This window comes from Psychrobacter sp. TB67 (assembly GCF_000511065.1).
Taxonomy (GTDB): domain Bacteria; phylum Pseudomonadota; class Gammaproteobacteria; order Pseudomonadales; family Moraxellaceae; genus Psychrobacter; species Psychrobacter okhotskensis.
In genome coordinates this window covers 46,351-63,953 of sequence record NZ_AYYA01000067.1, presented here as the reverse complement: position 1 = coordinate 63,953, position 17,603 = coordinate 46,351, and the positions used below count along the sequence as shown (strand labels likewise).

At 43.3% G+C, this 17,603-nt stretch carries 14 protein-coding genes, 2 tRNA genes and 1 pseudogene; 6 read left to right on the top strand and 11 right to left on the bottom strand.

The annotated features are described in order from the left end of the window. The 5 genes from W293_RS17055 to msrB form a co-directional block, all read right to left on the bottom strand. On the bottom strand, positions 1-401 hold a 401-nt coding region (locus W293_RS17055; RefSeq protein ID WP_037025970.1), incomplete at its 3' end, for a helix-turn-helix domain-containing protein. Between the two features lie 302 nt (positions 402-703). Then, positions 704-780: transfer RNA gene (locus W293_RS0113000), tRNA-Asp, on the bottom strand. A 52-nt stretch (positions 781-832) separates the two neighbouring features. Beyond that, positions 833-908: transfer RNA gene (locus W293_RS0112995), tRNA-Val, on the bottom strand. Positions 909-1,302: 394 nt separating this feature from the next. After that, positions 1,303-1,785 (bottom strand): glutathione peroxidase, encoded by a 483-nt coding sequence (locus W293_RS0112990; protein ID WP_025652847.1) that lies wholly within the window; start codon positions 1,783-1,785, stop codon positions 1,303-1,305. A gap of 154 nt (positions 1,786-1,939) precedes the next feature. Next, entirely contained in the window at positions 1,940-2,365 is a 426-nt protein-coding gene (gene msrB, locus W293_RS0112985; protein WP_025652846.1) for a peptide-methionine (R)-S-oxide reductase MsrB, read from the bottom strand. Positions 2,366-2,987: 622 nt separating this feature from the next. On the opposite strand from msrB, the pseudogene W293_RS17625 reads away from it, so the two are divergent. Beyond that, positions 2,988-3,231 (top strand): annotated as a pseudogene (locus tag W293_RS17625) (helix-turn-helix domain-containing protein); the annotation flags it as partial. Further along, complete coding sequence (locus W293_RS0112980) at positions 3,210-4,607, top strand: aminotransferase class I/II-fold pyridoxal phosphate-dependent enzyme (RefSeq protein WP_413771504.1); 1,398 nt, start codon at positions 3,210-3,212, stop codon at positions 4,605-4,607. The pseudogene W293_RS17625 and the gene W293_RS0112980, both read left to right, overlap by 22 nt. A gap of 119 nt (positions 4,608-4,726) precedes the next feature. Here W293_RS0112980 and W293_RS0112975 read toward each other — a convergent pair whose 3' ends face one another. Continuing rightward, a complete protein-coding gene (locus W293_RS0112975) occupies positions 4,727-6,334 on the bottom strand; it encodes an inorganic phosphate transporter (RefSeq protein ID WP_025652844.1) in 1,608 nt (535 codons plus the stop codon). A 564-nt stretch (positions 6,335-6,898) separates the two neighbouring features. Further along, on the bottom strand, positions 6,899-8,584 hold the full coding sequence (locus tag W293_RS0112970; protein ID WP_025652843.1) for an ATPase: 1,686 nt from the start codon (positions 8,582-8,584) through the stop codon (positions 6,899-6,901). Positions 8,585-8,846: 262 nt separating this feature from the next. Here W293_RS0112970 and W293_RS0112965 point away from each other — a divergent pair, with 262 nt between their 5' ends. From W293_RS0112965 to W293_RS0112955, 3 genes are all read left to right on the top strand, one after another. Next, entirely contained in the window at positions 8,847-9,560 is a 714-nt protein-coding gene (locus tag W293_RS0112965; RefSeq protein ID WP_025652842.1) for an FFLEELY motif protein, read from the top strand. A gap of 107 nt (positions 9,561-9,667) precedes the next feature. Further along, positions 9,668-10,819, top strand: coding sequence for a bifunctional demethylmenaquinone methyltransferase/2-methoxy-6-polyprenyl-1,4-benzoquinol methylase UbiE (gene ubiE / locus W293_RS0112960; RefSeq protein WP_025652841.1), 1,152 nt, complete (start codon positions 9,668-9,670; stop codon positions 10,817-10,819). Positions 10,820-10,960: 141 nt separating this feature from the next. Beyond that, on the top strand, positions 10,961-11,656 hold the full coding sequence (locus tag W293_RS0112955; RefSeq protein WP_025652840.1) for an SCP2 domain-containing protein: 696 nt from the start codon (positions 10,961-10,963) through the stop codon (positions 11,654-11,656). A gap of 26 nt (positions 11,657-11,682) precedes the next feature. Here W293_RS0112955 and W293_RS16480 read toward each other — a convergent pair whose 3' ends face one another. Beyond that, the gene (locus W293_RS16480; RefSeq protein WP_025652839.1) at positions 11,683-12,606 is read right to left on the bottom strand and encodes a WG repeat-containing protein; all 924 of its coding nucleotides are present in this window, start codon (positions 12,604-12,606) and stop codon (positions 11,683-11,685) included. Between the two features lie 157 nt (positions 12,607-12,763). Between W293_RS16480 and W293_RS0112945 the strand changes: the two genes are divergently transcribed. Then, positions 12,764-14,422, top strand: coding sequence for an ABC1 kinase family protein (locus tag W293_RS0112945; RefSeq protein ID WP_025652838.1), 1,659 nt, complete (start codon positions 12,764-12,766; stop codon positions 14,420-14,422). 87 nt (positions 14,423-14,509) lie between these two features. Here the strand turns inward: W293_RS0112945 and ruvB are convergent, their stop codons facing one another. The 3 genes from ruvB to fba all read right to left on the bottom strand — a co-directional run bounded on the left by ruvB (position 14,510) and on the right by fba (position 17,437). Continuing rightward, a complete protein-coding gene (gene ruvB / locus W293_RS0112940; RefSeq protein WP_025652836.1) occupies positions 14,510-15,490 on the bottom strand; it encodes a Holliday junction branch migration DNA helicase RuvB in 981 nt (326 codons plus the stop codon). A gap of 189 nt (positions 15,491-15,679) precedes the next feature. After that, positions 15,680-16,300: a Holliday junction branch migration protein RuvA gene (ruvA, locus tag W293_RS0112935; RefSeq protein WP_025652835.1), complete on the bottom strand. Its 621-nt coding sequence runs from the start codon at positions 16,298-16,300 to the stop codon at positions 15,680-15,682. 102 nt (positions 16,301-16,402) lie between these two features. Then, entirely contained in the window at positions 16,403-17,437 is a 1,035-nt protein-coding gene (gene fba / locus W293_RS0112930) for a class II fructose-bisphosphate aldolase (RefSeq protein ID WP_025652834.1), read from the bottom strand. Positions 17,438-17,603: the final 166 nt, after the last annotated feature.

Sequence of the window (17,603 nt, the reverse complement as noted above, 5' to 3'; positions counted from 1 at the left end):
CGCTTTTGACATCTAAGGGCGCTATGTAAGTTACCCCCTGCCTTTTTGTCAGTATAGATGTGTTGATATATCGATTCATGGCTTGGGACCTCTTGCCAACCCAGCATTCTCAGTCGCCCTGTGATTTGCTCAGGTGAGTAGTGCTTGCTGAGTAGATGATCAATATAGCACCAGCCAAAGCGGCTGATCTGTGAGCTATTCACAACTTTGCGCGCGTTTGCCAATCGATGGGCTTGTTTGGGGCGATAACCCCTTTGTCCCATGTTTCGCCTTATCTCTCGACTCACCGTTGATTTATGACAGCCAATAATTCTAGCTATTTCACTCATGCCTTTTTTAGCTTGCAATAGCGCTGATATTTGATATCTTTGCTCTTGGGTAAGATGTGTATAGTGTTTCATAACGTTCTGATATGTAGGAGTTGAAGTTTGAAATGCAACACGGCACATCTTACTCTTCAACTCATTCTTTTAAAACGTTGCACTTCTTATTTGAATCTAGGTATTAATTAGCGTTGCACTTGGTGTGTTAATCTAAGATAGTAATCAATACGTCCTCGTTAATAATAGCTATGCCGTTTTGCGTCTAAACCAGATACTTATATCAGAATTCAGACACAAAAAAACCTCAAACAAAGTTATGTTTGAGGCGAAACTTGCTTAAACTCGAGAGTCTAAATTCGTTTTCTAATTACAACAGAATATGGCGCAGCGGACGGGACTCGAACCCGCGACCCCCGGCGTGACAGGCCGGTATTCTAACCAACTGAACTACCGCTGCTTAGGTCGTTTTTAGCATCTTCTCTTATTACAGAGACACTCGCTAAAAAGAGTGGTGGGTGATGACGGATTCGAACCGCCGACATTCTGCGTGTAAGGCAGACGCTCTACCAACTGAGCTAATCACCCTGAGCGAGGATATAACGAAGCACTGCTTCGTCCGAGCGCAAGAGAATTTACATTGTCGTAAATTCTAAAAACTCAGCACCTACATAAAGTAGGTATTTATCCGCAAGAGAAAATTCTTTAAATAGAATTTTCTAAAGCTTTGATTAACTAAAGTAGTCACTCTCTAGTTAATACTGAAATATCTTGACGATAATTTCAACAACATAGAACTTAATTAAAGCCCCTTGCTGTGGGTGTGTATTATATAGATTTACACCTGCCTGTCAAATATTATTTGCCTTTTTATTCGCTATTTTTTAACGATTTTATAAGCATAATGACAAGCCCATGTTTTTATTGGCTTTATATTTAACGATAAAGCCAATATTCTTTTATTTTATTAAGAAATAACGGATTATTTGGCCAAAGCTTTTTCAATATCAGCGGTCATGGCTTCAGGTTTGGTCGTTGGCGCATAACGATCGATCACCTGACCATCACTACCAACTAAGAACTTGGTGAAATTCCACTTAATACCGTCTGTCAGTAAGCCGCCTTTTTGTTCTTTAAGCCAATCAAAAATAGGATGAGCATCTTTGCCGTTGACGTCGACCTTTGCCATCATTGGAAAGCTTACGCCGTAATTCTTTTGACAAAACGCCCCGATCTCTTCATTACTACCAGGGTCTTGGCTACCGAATTGATTGCAAGGGAAGCCCACAACGACCAAACCTTTATCTTTATATTGTTCATGTAGCGCCTCTAACCCCTCAAACTGCGGGGTAAAGCCGCATTTGCTCGCAGTATTGACAATCAATAACACCTTGTCTTGATAGTCAGAAAAGGCTTGCGGGCTGCCGTCCATACGCTCTGCAGTAAAGTCGTAAACAGTACTCATCATCTATCCTTAAATTGATTGATTTTTTTGATATTTTTGGGTGCGCCTGCCTTTTTAATAATATTAATATACAGCGCCAATAATTAAAAAGGAAGCAACACGTGCTTCCTTTTTATACCTTTAGAGAAAAATAATCTACTGGTTATATCTGAAACTACTTTTCAGATTTGTCTAAATCAATAGAGACTGAGTTGATGCAATAGCGCATACCTGTCGTCTCACTTGGCCCATCTGGGAATACGTGGCCCAAATGTGCACCGCAGTTGCTACAGGTGACTTCTGTTCGAGTCATGCCCAGCGAATTATCCACATGCTCTTCGATAGCACTGTTATCGATGCCTTGGTCAAAACTCGGCCAACCGCAACTGGCATCAAACTTACTAGCAGAATCGAATAAGCTGGCGCCGCAACCTTTACAGCGGTAAACACCGTCATCAGTTGCATCATTATAAACGCCAGTAAATGGACGCTCTGTACCCTTTTCACGCATTACATGATATTCATCAGCACTAAGGCGCTCTTTCCAATCTGCTTCGGTCAGTTGGCTGATTTCTTCTTTGCTAAGTTGATTGTCTTGCATGATTGATCCTTACTTGAGTATGTATAGTCAGTCTTATATAAATCGGCTACGGTTAAAGCTCGCTTAGTCTACTATTTGTCGTAGTTCTACTTGTCTGCTTTGTAGCCAAATCACCTTAAGCTGATTGTATTATATAATCGATTACTAGGGATTTATCATCACCTTATTAGGATAACGATAGCCTTTATCTGCTGCTAGTCAGCATGATATTCAAGGGGTATATGATGACAAGCTTGATAGAGATGAGTAATAATTATCTATCGCATCATAGACTTTGTATAGCGTCACAGACAATGATGCTGTAATCAGCCACTTTAATCACATCGGTAGCAGCTGTCTATTTTTACCAACGTTATACACAATTATTTTATTAAAATTTTACTGGTAAATTTATGCTAACGCCCATGAGTAGTGAGGATGGAGCATTATCAAACGATTAATGCAAGTTATTCTTGCATTCGTGTATTAAAAAATACTTGCATCAGCCTACCTTATGCAATAATATCTTGCATTAGCACTGGATTAAGTGGTTTTGGATTAAGTAGAAGTTCATTCGATAACACTAAATTTAACCAACTTCTTACTTTTACTCTTTATGACAAATCGATTAATAAAGGCTTAGATGATTATGGCTGATGATAAGAGCAAAGGCACACAAGCCGAACGGTTGGTACAGCTACGCCGCGACAAGGGACTCACTGCTGAGCAATTGTCACAAGCTATGACAGCAGCGGGTGCAAAGGTCAGTCGCGGTGCTATCTCGAACTGGGAGCGTGGTACCAACGGTATTGTGTCGTCTAAGCTACCAACATTGGCACGAATACTGGGCTGCAGCGAAGGGTATCTGTTGCGCGGTGAGTTGCCTCATGAGACAGCCACTGACGCAGACTCACCTAATCGTGTTCACACCAAGGACGAGAGGCTTGATGTTCGTGACAATGTCCAAACTGATACAACAACCCCTAATGCCCGTAAAAACTCACAAAACAACCCTATGAGTGGTCACTCTATGAATCCAATAAAAAAATCCGATAAATTGCAAAACGTCTGTTATGACATTCGTGGCCCCCTACTACAAACAGCCAATAAAATGGAAGCCGAAGGCAAGCGCATACTAAAGCTAAACGTCGGTAATCCAGCGCCTTTTGGTCTGGAAGCACCGCATGAGATTTTGCGCGATGTGGCCATGAATTTGCCAGACGCGACAGGGTATTCCGACTCGCAAGGGATTTTTTCTGCTCGTAAAGCTGTCTTGCAGTATTATCAAGCAAAGGGATTACTATCAGCAGTCGATGTTCGTGATGTCTATTTGGGCAATGGGGTCTCTGAGCTGATTGTGATGACTATGCAGGCGTTAATGAACGACGGTGATGAAGTGCTTATCCCGATGCCAGACTACCCGCTTTGGACAGCGGCGGCGAACTTGGCTGGTGGCACAGCGGTACATTATCGCTGTAATGAAGAAGATAACTGGCACCCTGACATTGAAGACATTAAGTCTAAGATTACGAGCAAGACCAAGGGCATTGTGGTTATTAATCCCAATAACCCAACGGGTTCACTTTATAGTGATGACCTGCTGAAACAAATTATCCAAGTCGCTAAAGAGCATGACTTAATCATCATGGCCGACGAGATTTACGACCGTATTCTTTATGATGATATGGTACACACCCCAGTAAGCACCCTGACGGACGAGGTGCTGGTCTTATCATATAATGGCTTATCAAAATCGCACCGTATCGCAGGATTTCGTGCTGGCTGGATGATGGTTTCTGGTAAAAAACACCACGCGGCAGACTTCATCGAAGGGTTAGACATGCTGGCGTCTATGCGCCTATGCTCTAATGTCCAAGGGCAGTATGCGATTCAGACAGCGATGGGCGGCTATCAGAGTATGAAAGATCTGACCTCAAAAAAAGGCCGTCTCTATAAGCAGCGCGAAATGGCGGTGTCACGACTTAATGCGATTAAAGGCATCTCTTGCACTATGCCGCAAGGCGCGTTCTATTGCTTTCCTAAAATGGATCCTGAGATTTATCCTATCAAAGATGATATGGAGTTTATGATGGACTTATTGGTTGAAGAAAATGTCTTAATGGTTCAAGGTACTGGCTTTAACTGGGACACCCCCGATCATTTCCGTCTGGTATTTTTGCCTAATTTGCACGACTTAGAAGATGCCATGGATCGCTTAGATCGCTTCTTTGCCAAAAAACGTAAGCAATTTGGTACGGATTAAAGAGTCAATAACTATTAGAAAGATTAGAAAGGTACAAAAAAACGCTTATCGGCATGATGTCGATAAGCGTTTTTTGGTTGTTACTTTATGAGTAAAATCTAAGCTATGACGTTTCTATTTTAGAAAACGTACATCAAAATGACAAAGCTCAAGGCTGACATTGAAGCAGCGGCTGGTAAGGTGATAATCCATGCCAAACCAATGGGCTTCATTAATGCCCAATTGGTGTCTCTATTCACGACACCGATGCCAAGTACTGCCCCAACTAAGGTATGCGTACTAGAAACTGGTAGCCCCATGGTTGACGCACCCATAACGACAGCAGCAGCAGCCAGTTCAGCTGAAAAACCAGAAGCAGGATGCATTTTTGCCAAATTGGTACCGACGGTTTGAATAACTTCTTTACCGATAAACCAGAGGCCAACAATAAGCGCCACACCAAAGGTCAACATTACCGCAGGTGGTACTGCCGCTTCGGTAGCAATACTATTGGTGCGGATAACATCCATAATGGCCGCAAAAGGACCGACGGCGTTGGCAATATCGTTTGAGCCATGACTAAAGGCAAAGGCCGATGCCGTAAAGACTTGCATCCAGCTAAACATAATAAACGTCGCCTTGGTCAAATCCTCTTTATGCTTACCACGGATACTCTTGGTATATATATAGGTCGCAAGCCACACCAGCGCCGCTATCATACCCATGATTAAGAAGCCTTGCAGCGTCGTCATGCCATTATTGACATTCTTTAGACCCTTAAAGATGACCAAAGAGGCCATGACTGCCCCGCCTGCAGCAGCAATGATAGGTACCCATTGTTTCAAAGCTTTTAGGGTATCAAGGTTGCTGCGCTCGTTCTCAATTTCATAAAGCTGTTTGTAATAGTCAGTCTCTAAATCTTCAACGTCACAATCATCATCTTTATAGATTTCTTGATCACGCAACATCGCTGAGGTATAAGCCAGTTGTTCCGACTCTGAGAGCGCCTCTAAAAACTCTTTATGATTTTGTTTTAAGGTTTTCTTATTGCCTTTCAAAGTCGCGATGTGCGCCTCTGTTTTATCATTATACTCAATGATATTTTTCTTAATCTGTCCGTATAAAAGGTAGGAGAAAACGCCGCCTAGTAGCGGTGATATTACCCAAGAGATCGCAATCGTTCCAATCGTTCCCCAATTCACGGTTGATAATGCCATTTCGGTACCACCTAACGTGATACCCAATACAATGGAGCTACCAACAACACCGCCGATAATGGCGTGAGTGGTCGAAACGGGTAACCCTTTTTTGGTGGCAAACAACAGCCAAAATGCGGCAGCGATAAGCGCTGACAGCATGACATAGATGAACTGGTTAGGCGTTACTGAAAGACCATCCAGATCGACAATGCCGCTGCGAATGGTATCGGTGACTTCACCACCTGCCAGCACAGCTCCAGACACTTCAAATATCGCTGCGATACCCAGCGCTTGTGGAATGGTCAACGTCCCCGCACCCACCGAGGTACCAAAGGAGTTGGCGACATCGTTACCACCAATATTGAATGCCATAAAGACACCAAAAGCGGTAGCTACGATAAATAGCGTCGTCTGCTGACGCATGGTGTAATCTAGACCCCACCACAAAAAGTAGGCGGTCATCGCAATCAGTAAAATGCCAAAAAATAGATTTATTCTCATAGAGCCAACTGATTTGGCTGGCTCAGTAGAACTGTTGGTAATACCCATACGTTGATACGCCCTGCGTAAGGTGATTGAAATTATCTGCGGTTATTAACATTGCGACGCCAATAATGATACCGTTTCCAGTATGCAAAACTTAAGAGCGTATGCGCAATGTGCTGGTCAAATTACAGCTTCGATCTACTGCCCTAGCGCACGTATTTACCTTAACCCTTATCTATCATTAATTTAGCTATCATTAATACAGGGCGTCAGTACCATGCAATATCAAGGACCATAGATACATCATTCAACATGTCACAAAGCCGCAAGTGATAATGCCAAATCATTTGATTAAAGCATCTTGCGGCTTATAGCTTCCATTGTAATCGACTTCATCAAAATATTTAAAATATTTATATTAAATAAAACGAATGCTTTGTCCACACATCTCATTTAGTAGAAGGCAGAAATCATTACGTGCCTATTATATTAAATCTAGGCAAATAATGCATGATGATATTGCAAGATTTGTAACTGCCAGTGTGCGAACCTGCTAACCTCTTTATTTAGTTATATATTATTAGGCATTTGAGAAATAACCAACCTTACTATGGCTGGTTATAACCGTTAACTGTCTGAGAGCGCCAACAGCTGTTTAATAGCGTGATCTAACACATCCAAACGCGCCTGACGCTTCTCATTGGTGGCGATGACGCACCAAGGTGCATACGCTGTGTCGGTATGTGCCAGCATATCAGCCGCAGATTGCACATAATCTGACCACTTATCGCGATTACGCCAATCATCATCGGTTAATTTAAACTGCTTATGCGGCGTCTCTTCACGCGCTTCAAAACGCTTAAGCTGTTCTTTTTTATCAATAGCCAACCAGTATTTGATGACCAACGTCCCTGCGGTGGCCAAGTCCGCCTCGAAGCGATTAATTTCATCATATGCACGCTGCCATTCATCATCTGTGGCAAATCCTTCAATACGCTCAACCAAGACGCGACCATACCAAGTACGATCAAAGATGGCGATACGACTAATACGATCCGTTTGCTCGTTTGGCAGTTTGGTCCAAAATCGCCATAGATAAGGGTGTTGTAACTCATACAGCATTGGCGCGCCGATATTATAAATTTGATACTCGCGTGGGTCGAGGGGTGCCACCAATCTTTTGATCGCCCCGCCTTTACCAGCAGCGTCCATCCCTTCAAAGGCGAAAACGATATGCCGACCTTTGCGCGCACGTAGCAACTCAGCAAGACGTGCTTGTTTTTCTGCCAACGCATCACGGTAGTCAGACTTATCGATATCGGCATCATCGATGTCTTCTAAAAATTTAGGGATTTTTACAGGTTTAAATTTCGCTGATTTAATTGCTTGCTGAGCTTGCTTGTCAGTCTCTGAGGTTGTTGCCGTATTTATTTTGCTGCTTACTAGCGCGGTTTGCATCGCTTGTAGTACTTCATGACAGAAGCGATCGGCGGCATCTGACTTATCATCACCATCAATAATGATCCAATCATCTTGCTGGCGGAGCAGTGTCGCGGCTACCTCATTAAACTGCGCAACTATCTCTGTACTATTCCAATCAATTTGATACAAAAACTGCGGGTCGGCTTCAGCGTCATTTAATCGCTGTTGTAACGTTTCGATATTGACATGGAACCAACATTTAAGCAGTCGGGTTTGATTGGCGGCTAAATCTTGTTCGAACGCTTGCAGCTTAATGAGTTGCTGCTGTAGATACGCTTGCCATTGCGCAATCGGTAACGCCTTTTCGTTGTCAGATTTGTCATTGTCAGACTTGGCACCTTCTGGTTTTTGATTTTTCGATGGTTTATCATCATGGTCTGATGTTGCCATACGCATAACGTTATAGAGCAAATCGGCATACCAATTACCAAAATAAACCATCACATCGCCATGACGCGGCAGCGCTTTGGTATGTGCTTGCCAAATCGGCTGATACGCTAAGGGACAATCACCGATGGTTGCCTCAACCTTGAGTAGCCGAGGATCTACCCACTGGCGCAATTGCTTAACAGCAGTGCCTTTGCCTGCCTGCTCCATACCATTGACCAACACCAAAAGCCCTGTTGGTTTGTTGAGGGTTGGCGGCGTCTGTTGCCGCGTTGCTCGTAGGGCATATTGAGCGGTGACCAGTGCCAACCGTAGTGCATCTTTATCCATAGAAAACTGATTCAGTGGATTAGGGGTTAAGCGCTCCTCTATCACTTGCTCACTAAATTGGGCACTGACCGCTTGTGCTGCGTTGGGTTCAGTCGTATTGTCATTTTTGCTCATAATGGTCATCGTCCTATGATTGAAAGCACATCTGCTTAATCATAGCATTTGACCAATTCGGTAAATAACGCTGCTATGTAACAGTTTGACATTTGTATTCTGCTTTATTTTCTTTTAAGGTGAACACAATCTTGAGAGCATGCTTTAATAGGATCATAAAATAATAAAAAAAGGCTCAAAATAGGCATCAAAACTCAGCATAACTTTGACCACTTCATTCTCAACCTACACATAATTTTTACCTTTATATAGGATTTTTACTATGTCTGCCTTAACCGATTTACAACAGCACCTCACACATTTTTGGGCGCTACCACATCATCAAGATGCTGAATTAAACACCAAACTCAATGAAGTGCAAGTATGGCAACAAGCGCGACTCCAACGTACGCATAGTGAACTATTCGAACAGCCAAAAAACCAACTGATGGCAGACTATTTTCTGACGCAACTATACGGCGGTGATGAGTTTAAGTTATTGGCCAAGCAGTTAGAGCGGATTTTGCCAAAAGCCAAAAAGCTTGAACGCCTTGCAAAAGAATCAGCTTTAGAAGCTGGCAGTATGGGTATCCAAGCAGCAATTCTAGCGATTGAGCTAGATTTACATTTGGCTCAGTGGCTACTTGCCCAAGACTTACCAATTACCGAAGACAATATGCTAGCCGCCTATCGTACTGTCGATGAAGCGAATAAGCGCCGCATTCAGATTACCAATCTTAAGGATGTTTGCTACCGCACTGACAAGCATTTGAACTCATTTATGCTCAAACAAGCGTTCGCGTTAGCAAAAGGCACCGCCTATCGCTACAACTTTCAACCACTGTATGACTTTATCGATACCGGTTTTAAAGCCATGAAACCCCTTAAAAGCGTAAGCAGCTTTATCGAACCGTTTTGTGAACGTGAGCTTGAAATTATTGACGAAGTTCATGATACGGATAATGGCAATAAGCCCTTGGCGTTTGGTGTATCATAGGGCTAATTAGAGACTCAGTTAACTGGTGAAATTCGTTAACAGAAACAATATATAATCGAAAAAGTATCTCAAAAAATAATCATAAAAGTGAATAACAGGATAATGCTATGACCGATAATACCAATGATAACACTACTCCCTCTGACCAAAAGCCAGCGCTCAACACCACGATTAATGGTCAGCTGCAAGATAAATTGGTCAGAGACAGCATCACTCACAGTCAAAACATCACCGCTCAAGTAAAAGCACGTCAAAGTCCTGTGCCTAATGCAACGACTGATACGAGTATTGATGCTAGCGTCAAAAAAAGTAAAAGTAATGACTTTACGCAAGTGCAAAACTTACCAACCGGAACCCCACAAGGTCAACAAACGACTATGCCAAACCATACCACCAACGCTAATAATACGTTGAATGACAGCGCAAGCAACACTTCAGCGCAAGCACAAACTGCCAAACAAACACTTTTTAACCAGCGTGATGACATCAATAATCCGCATACGCCTGATACTGATGGTAATGAGCAAACGCATTTTGGTTATAAAACGGTCAATAAAGCAGAAAAGCAAGCGCGCGTTGCTGATGTCTTTACCTCAGTCGCCAAAAAATACGACATTATGAATGACTTAATGTCATTTGGTATTCATCGCTTATGGAAACGTTATGCGATTAGCTTGTCAGGCGTACGTGCGGGTCAGCATGTACTCGATATCGCTGGCGGTACGGGTGATTTGGCCAAAGTATTTAGTCGTGAAGTCGGTCGCAACGGTAAAGTCGTGTTATCTGATATTAATGCGGCCATGTTAGAAGTTGGTCGTGAGCGCTTGATTAATGCTGGCTGCAATAATGTCGATTTTGTACTTGCCAATGCTGAAACATTAGCGCCATTTGATGACAATAGCTTTGATTTGCTTACCATCAGCTTTGGTCTGCGGAATGTCACGGACAAAGACGCTGCGTTAAAATCTATGTATCGCGTACTGAAACCGGGCGGTCGTTTATTGATTTTAGAATTCTCAAAACCTGTGTTTGAGCCATTATCAAAAGCCTATGATTTATACTCATTTACCGCATTACCAATGATGGGCAAGCTGATTGCCAATGATGCAGAAAGCTATCAATACTTGGCTGAATCGATTCGTATGCACCCTGATCAGCAGACGCTAAAGCAAATGATGCAGCAAGCGGGCTTTGAGAATTGTGATTATCACAACTTGACCGCTGGTATCGTTGCTGTGCATCGCGGCTTTAAAGCATAGTTTTAAAAGCTGCTTATACAAACAAGCTTCTTCATAATGTAAAAACGTCTGTCATTAGGCAGGCGTTTAATCCTAGTCATAACAGCCAATATTGAAATATGCGCCAGGCTTATGGCGCTCAACCAAACATGCGAGAGCCTTATGCTGACTGTTCTACTTTTGGCAGGTGCCGAAAAGCTGATTAACCTTGCCATTGCGAGTGATGAGATTACCAAATCAGGATTGGCACCGCTTGCTGGCAAAGTATTGCGACTGAATATAGCAATGCCTGAAATTCGTTTGGATATTCTATTCACCCATGAGCGTTTGCGTTTTGAGCCGGTGACGACGGACAGCGTGTTTGAGCCGAGCGGCCGTATGAACGAGCGCCAACAAGCCAGTATGGAGCGCGCCCGGATCGGTCATAGTCGTCCAGACTGTACCATTACCGTAGACAATCCAGCGCAATTGCTCAATCTGATGCGCGGCACTGAGGGCAACTTGCCAATCGCTGGTGACTATAAAGTGCTGATGCAGCTAAAGCAGTTGGTCGCAGGCTTTGACCCAGATGTGGCAGGACAGCTTGAGCCATTTATCGGTAAGCCAATGGCCAGTCAGTTGCATCTACTCATATCCCAACTCAAAGGCAGCTGGCGTCATAGTGCCAAACGTGCTTTTAATGATGTCAGCGATTGGGCCAATGATGTGGCGGGCAATAGTGTGCCTGATCCAGTTGAAGCGGCAGAAGTCAACGACCTTAAACAGCAGCTTTTAAAGCTGCGGGCTGATGTCGAACGTGAAGAGGCCAAACTTGCTGCCATTAGAATAGAGCAGGAAAAGCTTAAGGGCAACGAGTAGTCTTTTATTATTTTATAACGAATTTACTATTTATTGTCTTTTTCTATAATCTTGCCCATTTTATCAATTATAAATTTTTGTTCATTTACAGTAACCGTAGCTAATCCATTTTTGAAGTCGGTGGCATAATCATACTTAAAAGGTATTATTATGTCGTCCAACTTATTAATATAACCCCATTTATCATCTATACTTGCTCTCGCTAAGCTCTCTGAAAATCTGAAAGCATATTGATATTTCGGAGAGATTACAACGTCTCCTTTTGTATCAACAAACCCAAACTTGTTGTTGGTTAATAAAGCGACATAACCTTCTTGAAAATCACCTAGTCCTTCAAATTTTATGGGGATTACTACTTTGCCTACTCTATCAATAAAGCCCCACTTATCATTCAGCTTGACTGACCCAAAGCCTTCTGAGAACTTATCTGTTTGGTCATAAGTAAAAGGGATTACTATATTATTCATTGAATCAATATACCCCATTTTCTTACCCTTTTTCGCCCCAGCTAATCTTTCTGAAAAAGGAGCGATATAATCATACTCAAAGGGAACAACAATCTCTCCCAAATTATTGATTATACCGGCTTTCCCTTTAAAATAAATGGATGCAAACCCTTCTGAAAAAAGAGTAATACGATCATACTTAAATGGGACAACGACTTCTCCTAAAGTATTGATTACACCAACTCTTCCTTTCAAATAGACAGAGGCTAGGCCTTCTGAAAATCTATGTCCATCATCGTAAATAAGCGGGATCGCTACCTCTCCCTTTTCATCTACAAATCCAACTTTTTGCGTTTTATCATCCATAACTATGGCACGCCCGGAATATAGACAATCTGTAGTCTCAAAAATCTCTTTTTCAGGTGAATCACACTCAAACGCAAAAGCAGCGTGATTAATGAAAATCACTGTCAAGAGTGGCAACCATAGTTTATTTATTTTCACTTTAAATCCTTATAGAAATTTTTGACAGACCCAATCTGCCCTAAATGAATAATATAAGGCTCAGCCATTCTTAAAATATCTTTACCATGATAGTATTACCTCTAAAATTTATCTAGTTTGATCATATCTTTTAAATTTACTTAGAGTAATTTTGCCCATGCTATTATCCCATCGCGCCCGTTTACTTGAGCTTTGGCGTATCGCCGCAATATATCGCATTGATACGCACTTTTCTATTGAAGAGGCGCCACAGCTGCAACCTTTAGCACGTTTAATTCGCTTGCATCCAGCCGCTTGGGGTAAAAAGCATCAGCCAAACGCGATTAAATATGCGCTTGAGGACATGGGTACGCTGTTTTTAAAATTAGGCCAACTACTGTCAACACGTCGTGATTTGGTGCTGCCTGAGATCATCGCTCAACTGGTTCAGCTACAAGACAAGGTTAAACCATTTAACTCTGATGTGGCCATTACCCAAATCCAAGACCCTAAGCATGGTCTTGGGCAGTCTATTGGCACATTGTTCGCACGCTTTGATGTCAAACCGCTAGCGGCTGCTTCTATCGCCCAAGTACACACTGCCGCCCTGCATGATGGTCGTGAAGTCGTCATAAAGGTGGTTCGTCCCGATATCCGCACCACGATTATTTCTGACTTTGAGCTACTACGTGAATTGGCAAGCTGGGCATCCGCTCGTATTGAAGCGGCGCGTGCCGTACATATCATCGATATTGTTGAGGATTATCGTCAAGTCATGCTTAACGAGCTAGACTTGACGTTAGAGGCAGATAATACCACCCAAATGCGCAATAACTTCTTGGGTTCAGCATTAATGTATGTGCCTGAAGTTTATGATGCTGCCAAAAATGTGATGGTGATGGAGCGTATTCAAGGCGTCCCTATCTCGCAAGTTGAGGTGTTTGATAAGCTTGGTTATGACCGAGCAGCATTGGCAAAGAAAGGCTTAACGATATTTTTTACCCAAGTATTTCGCGATAACTTTTTTCATGCCGATATGCATCCGGGTAATGTCTTTGTAGAAACGCCGCCAGTCAAAACACTCACTGCAGATATGGCAGCGGTGGATTTGGGTCATGAGCCACGCTATATTGGTCTTGATTGCGCCATAATGGGTACGCTATCAAAAGACGATCAGCTTATCGTCGCGCGTATGCTGTTGGCGGTAATGAATAACAACTTTACGGCGATGGTTGATATCGTCAGCCGTGCTGGTTGGATACCGCCCAATACCGATAAGCATGCTTTAATGCGCGATATGAAACGTACTGTCGGCCCGATGCTGCAAAAATCTATTAATGATATCGACTTTGCTGGTGTGTTAATGCAGATTTTAGATATCGCCCGTCGCCACCATATGAGTATTCCGCCGCAATTAATGCTGCTACTTAAAACCTTGGTGCATGTCGAAGGACTTGGTCGTGATTTATATCCTGACCTTGATATCTGGTCGCTCGCCAAGCCCATTTTAAGTAGCTGGATTAAAGAGCAGCTCGATCCGATGCGTAACTTGCAACACTTACGCCAGCAGTTGCCAGAGATTTTATTATCAACGACTGATATTCCTAAGCTACTAGATCAAGGTCTACAAAGCCTTGCCTCACAAGGGTCGCGCCAAGACAGTCAGCTGCGAGAAATACAGCAGATACGCGCTGACATGCTTAATGATCGTCGCCGTGATTGGCTAGCGCTGTCAGGTTTTGCCGTGTTTATTGCCATCGCTACACAAGTCGGTTGGTTTGCGCCTATCTTTTATTTATTGGCTATGATTGTCGTTATTTGGCGGGTTCTAGCTTAAGCATATTTTTGAGCTTTATATCCTTCATAAAAAATGCGCCTACTTTTAATGATTTAAATTAAAAGTAGGCGCATTTTGTTTTCATTATTAAAGCATTTGATCAATCGCCATCTGCGTTAATACCCGACCACGCGCCGTACGTAATACATAACCTTGCTGAATGAGGTATGGCTCAATCACATCCTCGAGCGTACCGCGATCCTCAGCCATAGCCGCTGCGACTGCTTCAACGCCAGCTGGACCACCATCAAAACGCTCGTGTAATATCTCAATATAACGTCTGTCCAGATGGTCAAGACCACGTCTATCAACGGCCAGCATATCGAGTGCACTACCCGCAATCGCACCATTGATACTACCGTCGCCTCTCACTTCAGCATAATCACGCACACGGCGCAGTAAACGATTGGCAATCCTTGGCGTCCCACGTGCACGGCGCGCGATCTCTACCGCCCCGTCTTCACTCATCGGTACACGCATCAAGCGGGCGGCACGACTCACAATCGTCGTCAAGTCAGCTATATTGTAAAACTCTAAGCGCTGCACAATCCCAAAACGATCACGCAATGGCGACGTCAGCAGACCTGCTCGGGTGGTTGCCGCAACTAGAGTAAAGGGCGGCAAATCAAGCTTGATAGAACGCGCCGCCGGCCCTTCGCCAATCATAATATCTAGCTGAAAATCTTCCATCGCTGGATACAGTATCTCTTCAATGACCGAACTCAAACGATGGATTTCATCGATAAATAGGACATCACCTTCTTCTAAATTGGTCAGCATCGCTGCCAAATCACCTGGACGCTCAAGCACTGGCCCTGAGGTAGAACGCAGATTACCACCCATCTCACGAGCAATAATATTGGCAAGCGTGGTTTTACCCAAACCTGGTGGACCAAAAATCAGTGTATGATCCAATGGCTCACCACGACCACGTGCCGCACCAATAAAAACTTCCATCTGCTCACGCACCACCGGCTGACCAATGTATTCAGCCAATAATGCCGGTCGAATATTGGAGTCAGGCGCATCACCTGCCCCCTCGAATGGATTAATCAAACGATCTTGCATCATATGTTTTATCATTATATTAAAAAATTAGGTATAAATAGCATAACCAAACGCTACGCATAAGTCATGCAAAACATCTTAAAGCAGCCACTAAATAAAGCACAGCCTAAAACAAAAATAAGCGACAATGAATGTCGCTTATCTATTTAAGAGTTATTTATAGTTAATAATAGTAGTGAGCTAAATGAATTAAAAGCCTGACAACTGTTGCAACGTGGCTTTTAGCAAACCTTGGGTATCGGCAAAGGTATCGCCATTACTTTTAGCAGCTTTAATCGCTTGCTGAGCTTCTCTTTCTTTATAGCCAAGACTGATCAAAGCGCCTTCAACCTCAGCGATGATGTTGCCCTCGTGAGACACCTCAGCAGGTTGCATAGCAAACTCTAAATGACCGCTATCGACTTCAATATTTTTCAGCTTATCTTTTAGCTCAATCAATAGGCGCTGTGCTGTCTTTTTACCAATACCCGGGATACGGGTTAATGCCGTCTCTGACTCTTGCTCGACGTGCATTTTTAGCTCAGCAGCTGACATTGCCGATAGCATGGCTAATGCCATTTTTGCGCCAACGCCATTTATTTTAATCAATTGACGAAAGACATCGCGCTCTTTACGATCGATAAAACCATAAAGCAGCTGCGCATCTTCACGCACATGAAAATGCGTCCAAATGCTCGCCTGCTCGTTGAGACGCAACTGGCAAAATGACGGTAGCGGTAGCTCAATATCATAGCCGACACCAGAGGTGGTCATGACACAGGCAGTCGGTGCCATCAAATACTGCACTTGTCCGCTAATCAATCCAATCATAACCCACTATCTCTTATAAGAATTATCATAAAATTCAGCCAGCTGCAGAACGAAATATCTCAATAATCATTTATTCGATAAGTACTTTTAACGTCAAATCTACTAATAAAAATCGACCATACCTTCAAGACTAATAGGGCGAATCTTATGTGCTTGACCAGCAGAACCAAAAGCTTCAAAACGATTGGTACAGATATCTGACATCGCAACCATAGACGCTTTAAAGTATTTACGGGGATCAAACTCGCTTGGGTTTTCTACTAAGAATTTACGGATTGCACCTGTTGATGCCAAACGTAAATCGGTATCGATATTGACTTTACGGACACCATGCTTAATCGCTTCAACGATTTGCTCAACCGGTACACCATAAGTCTCACCGATATCACCGCCATTTTCATTGATGACTTTAAGCCACTCTTGCGGCACTGACGACGAACCATGCATGACCAAATGGGTGTTAGGAATACGGGCATGAATCTCTTTTACGCGCTCAATGGATAAGATATCGCCCGTCGGTGGACGCGTGAATTTATAAGCACCGTGACTGGTACCAATGGCAATGGCTAGCGCATCAACGTTGGTGTCTTTAACGAACTGCTCAGCTTCATCAGCACTGGTCAATAGCTGCTCGTGATCTAATATACCTTCTGCTCCAGAGCCGTCTTCTTCGCCTGCCATACCGGTCTCAAGACTGCCCAAGCAACCAATTTCGCCTTCTACCGACACGCCACATGCGTGTGCCATCTTGACGACTTCGCGAGTCACGCTGGCATTATAATCATAGTCCATTGGCGTTTTGCCATCTTCACCGAGCGAGCCGTCCATCATCACTGATGAGAAGCCAAGCTGAATTGAGCGCTGGCAAATAGCAGGTGACATACCATGATCCTGATGCATCACTACTGGGATATGTGGCCACTCTTCGATAGCTGCGATAATCAAATGACGTAAAAACGCCGACCCTGCATAACTACGTGCTCCAGCACTGGCTTGGACGATGACAGGTGAGTCACAGGCGTCGGCCGCCATCATAATTGCACGCATCTGCTCTAAGTTGTTGACGTTAAAAGCAGGAACACCATAGTTGTGTTCAGCGGCATGATCTAGAAGTTGACGTAACGATATTAAGGCCATAAAACGCTCTCTGATTAGATTTTAAAATAAATACTTGTAATTATGTGGTGATTACAAGTGTTCTATCCTCGCTGCAAGGTTGTTAAATCGACAAGCAGCACTATAGAACGGGTGGGAAAAAATGCAGGATTTTGATTAGCAATTAGCACGCGCCGATTATAGCAAA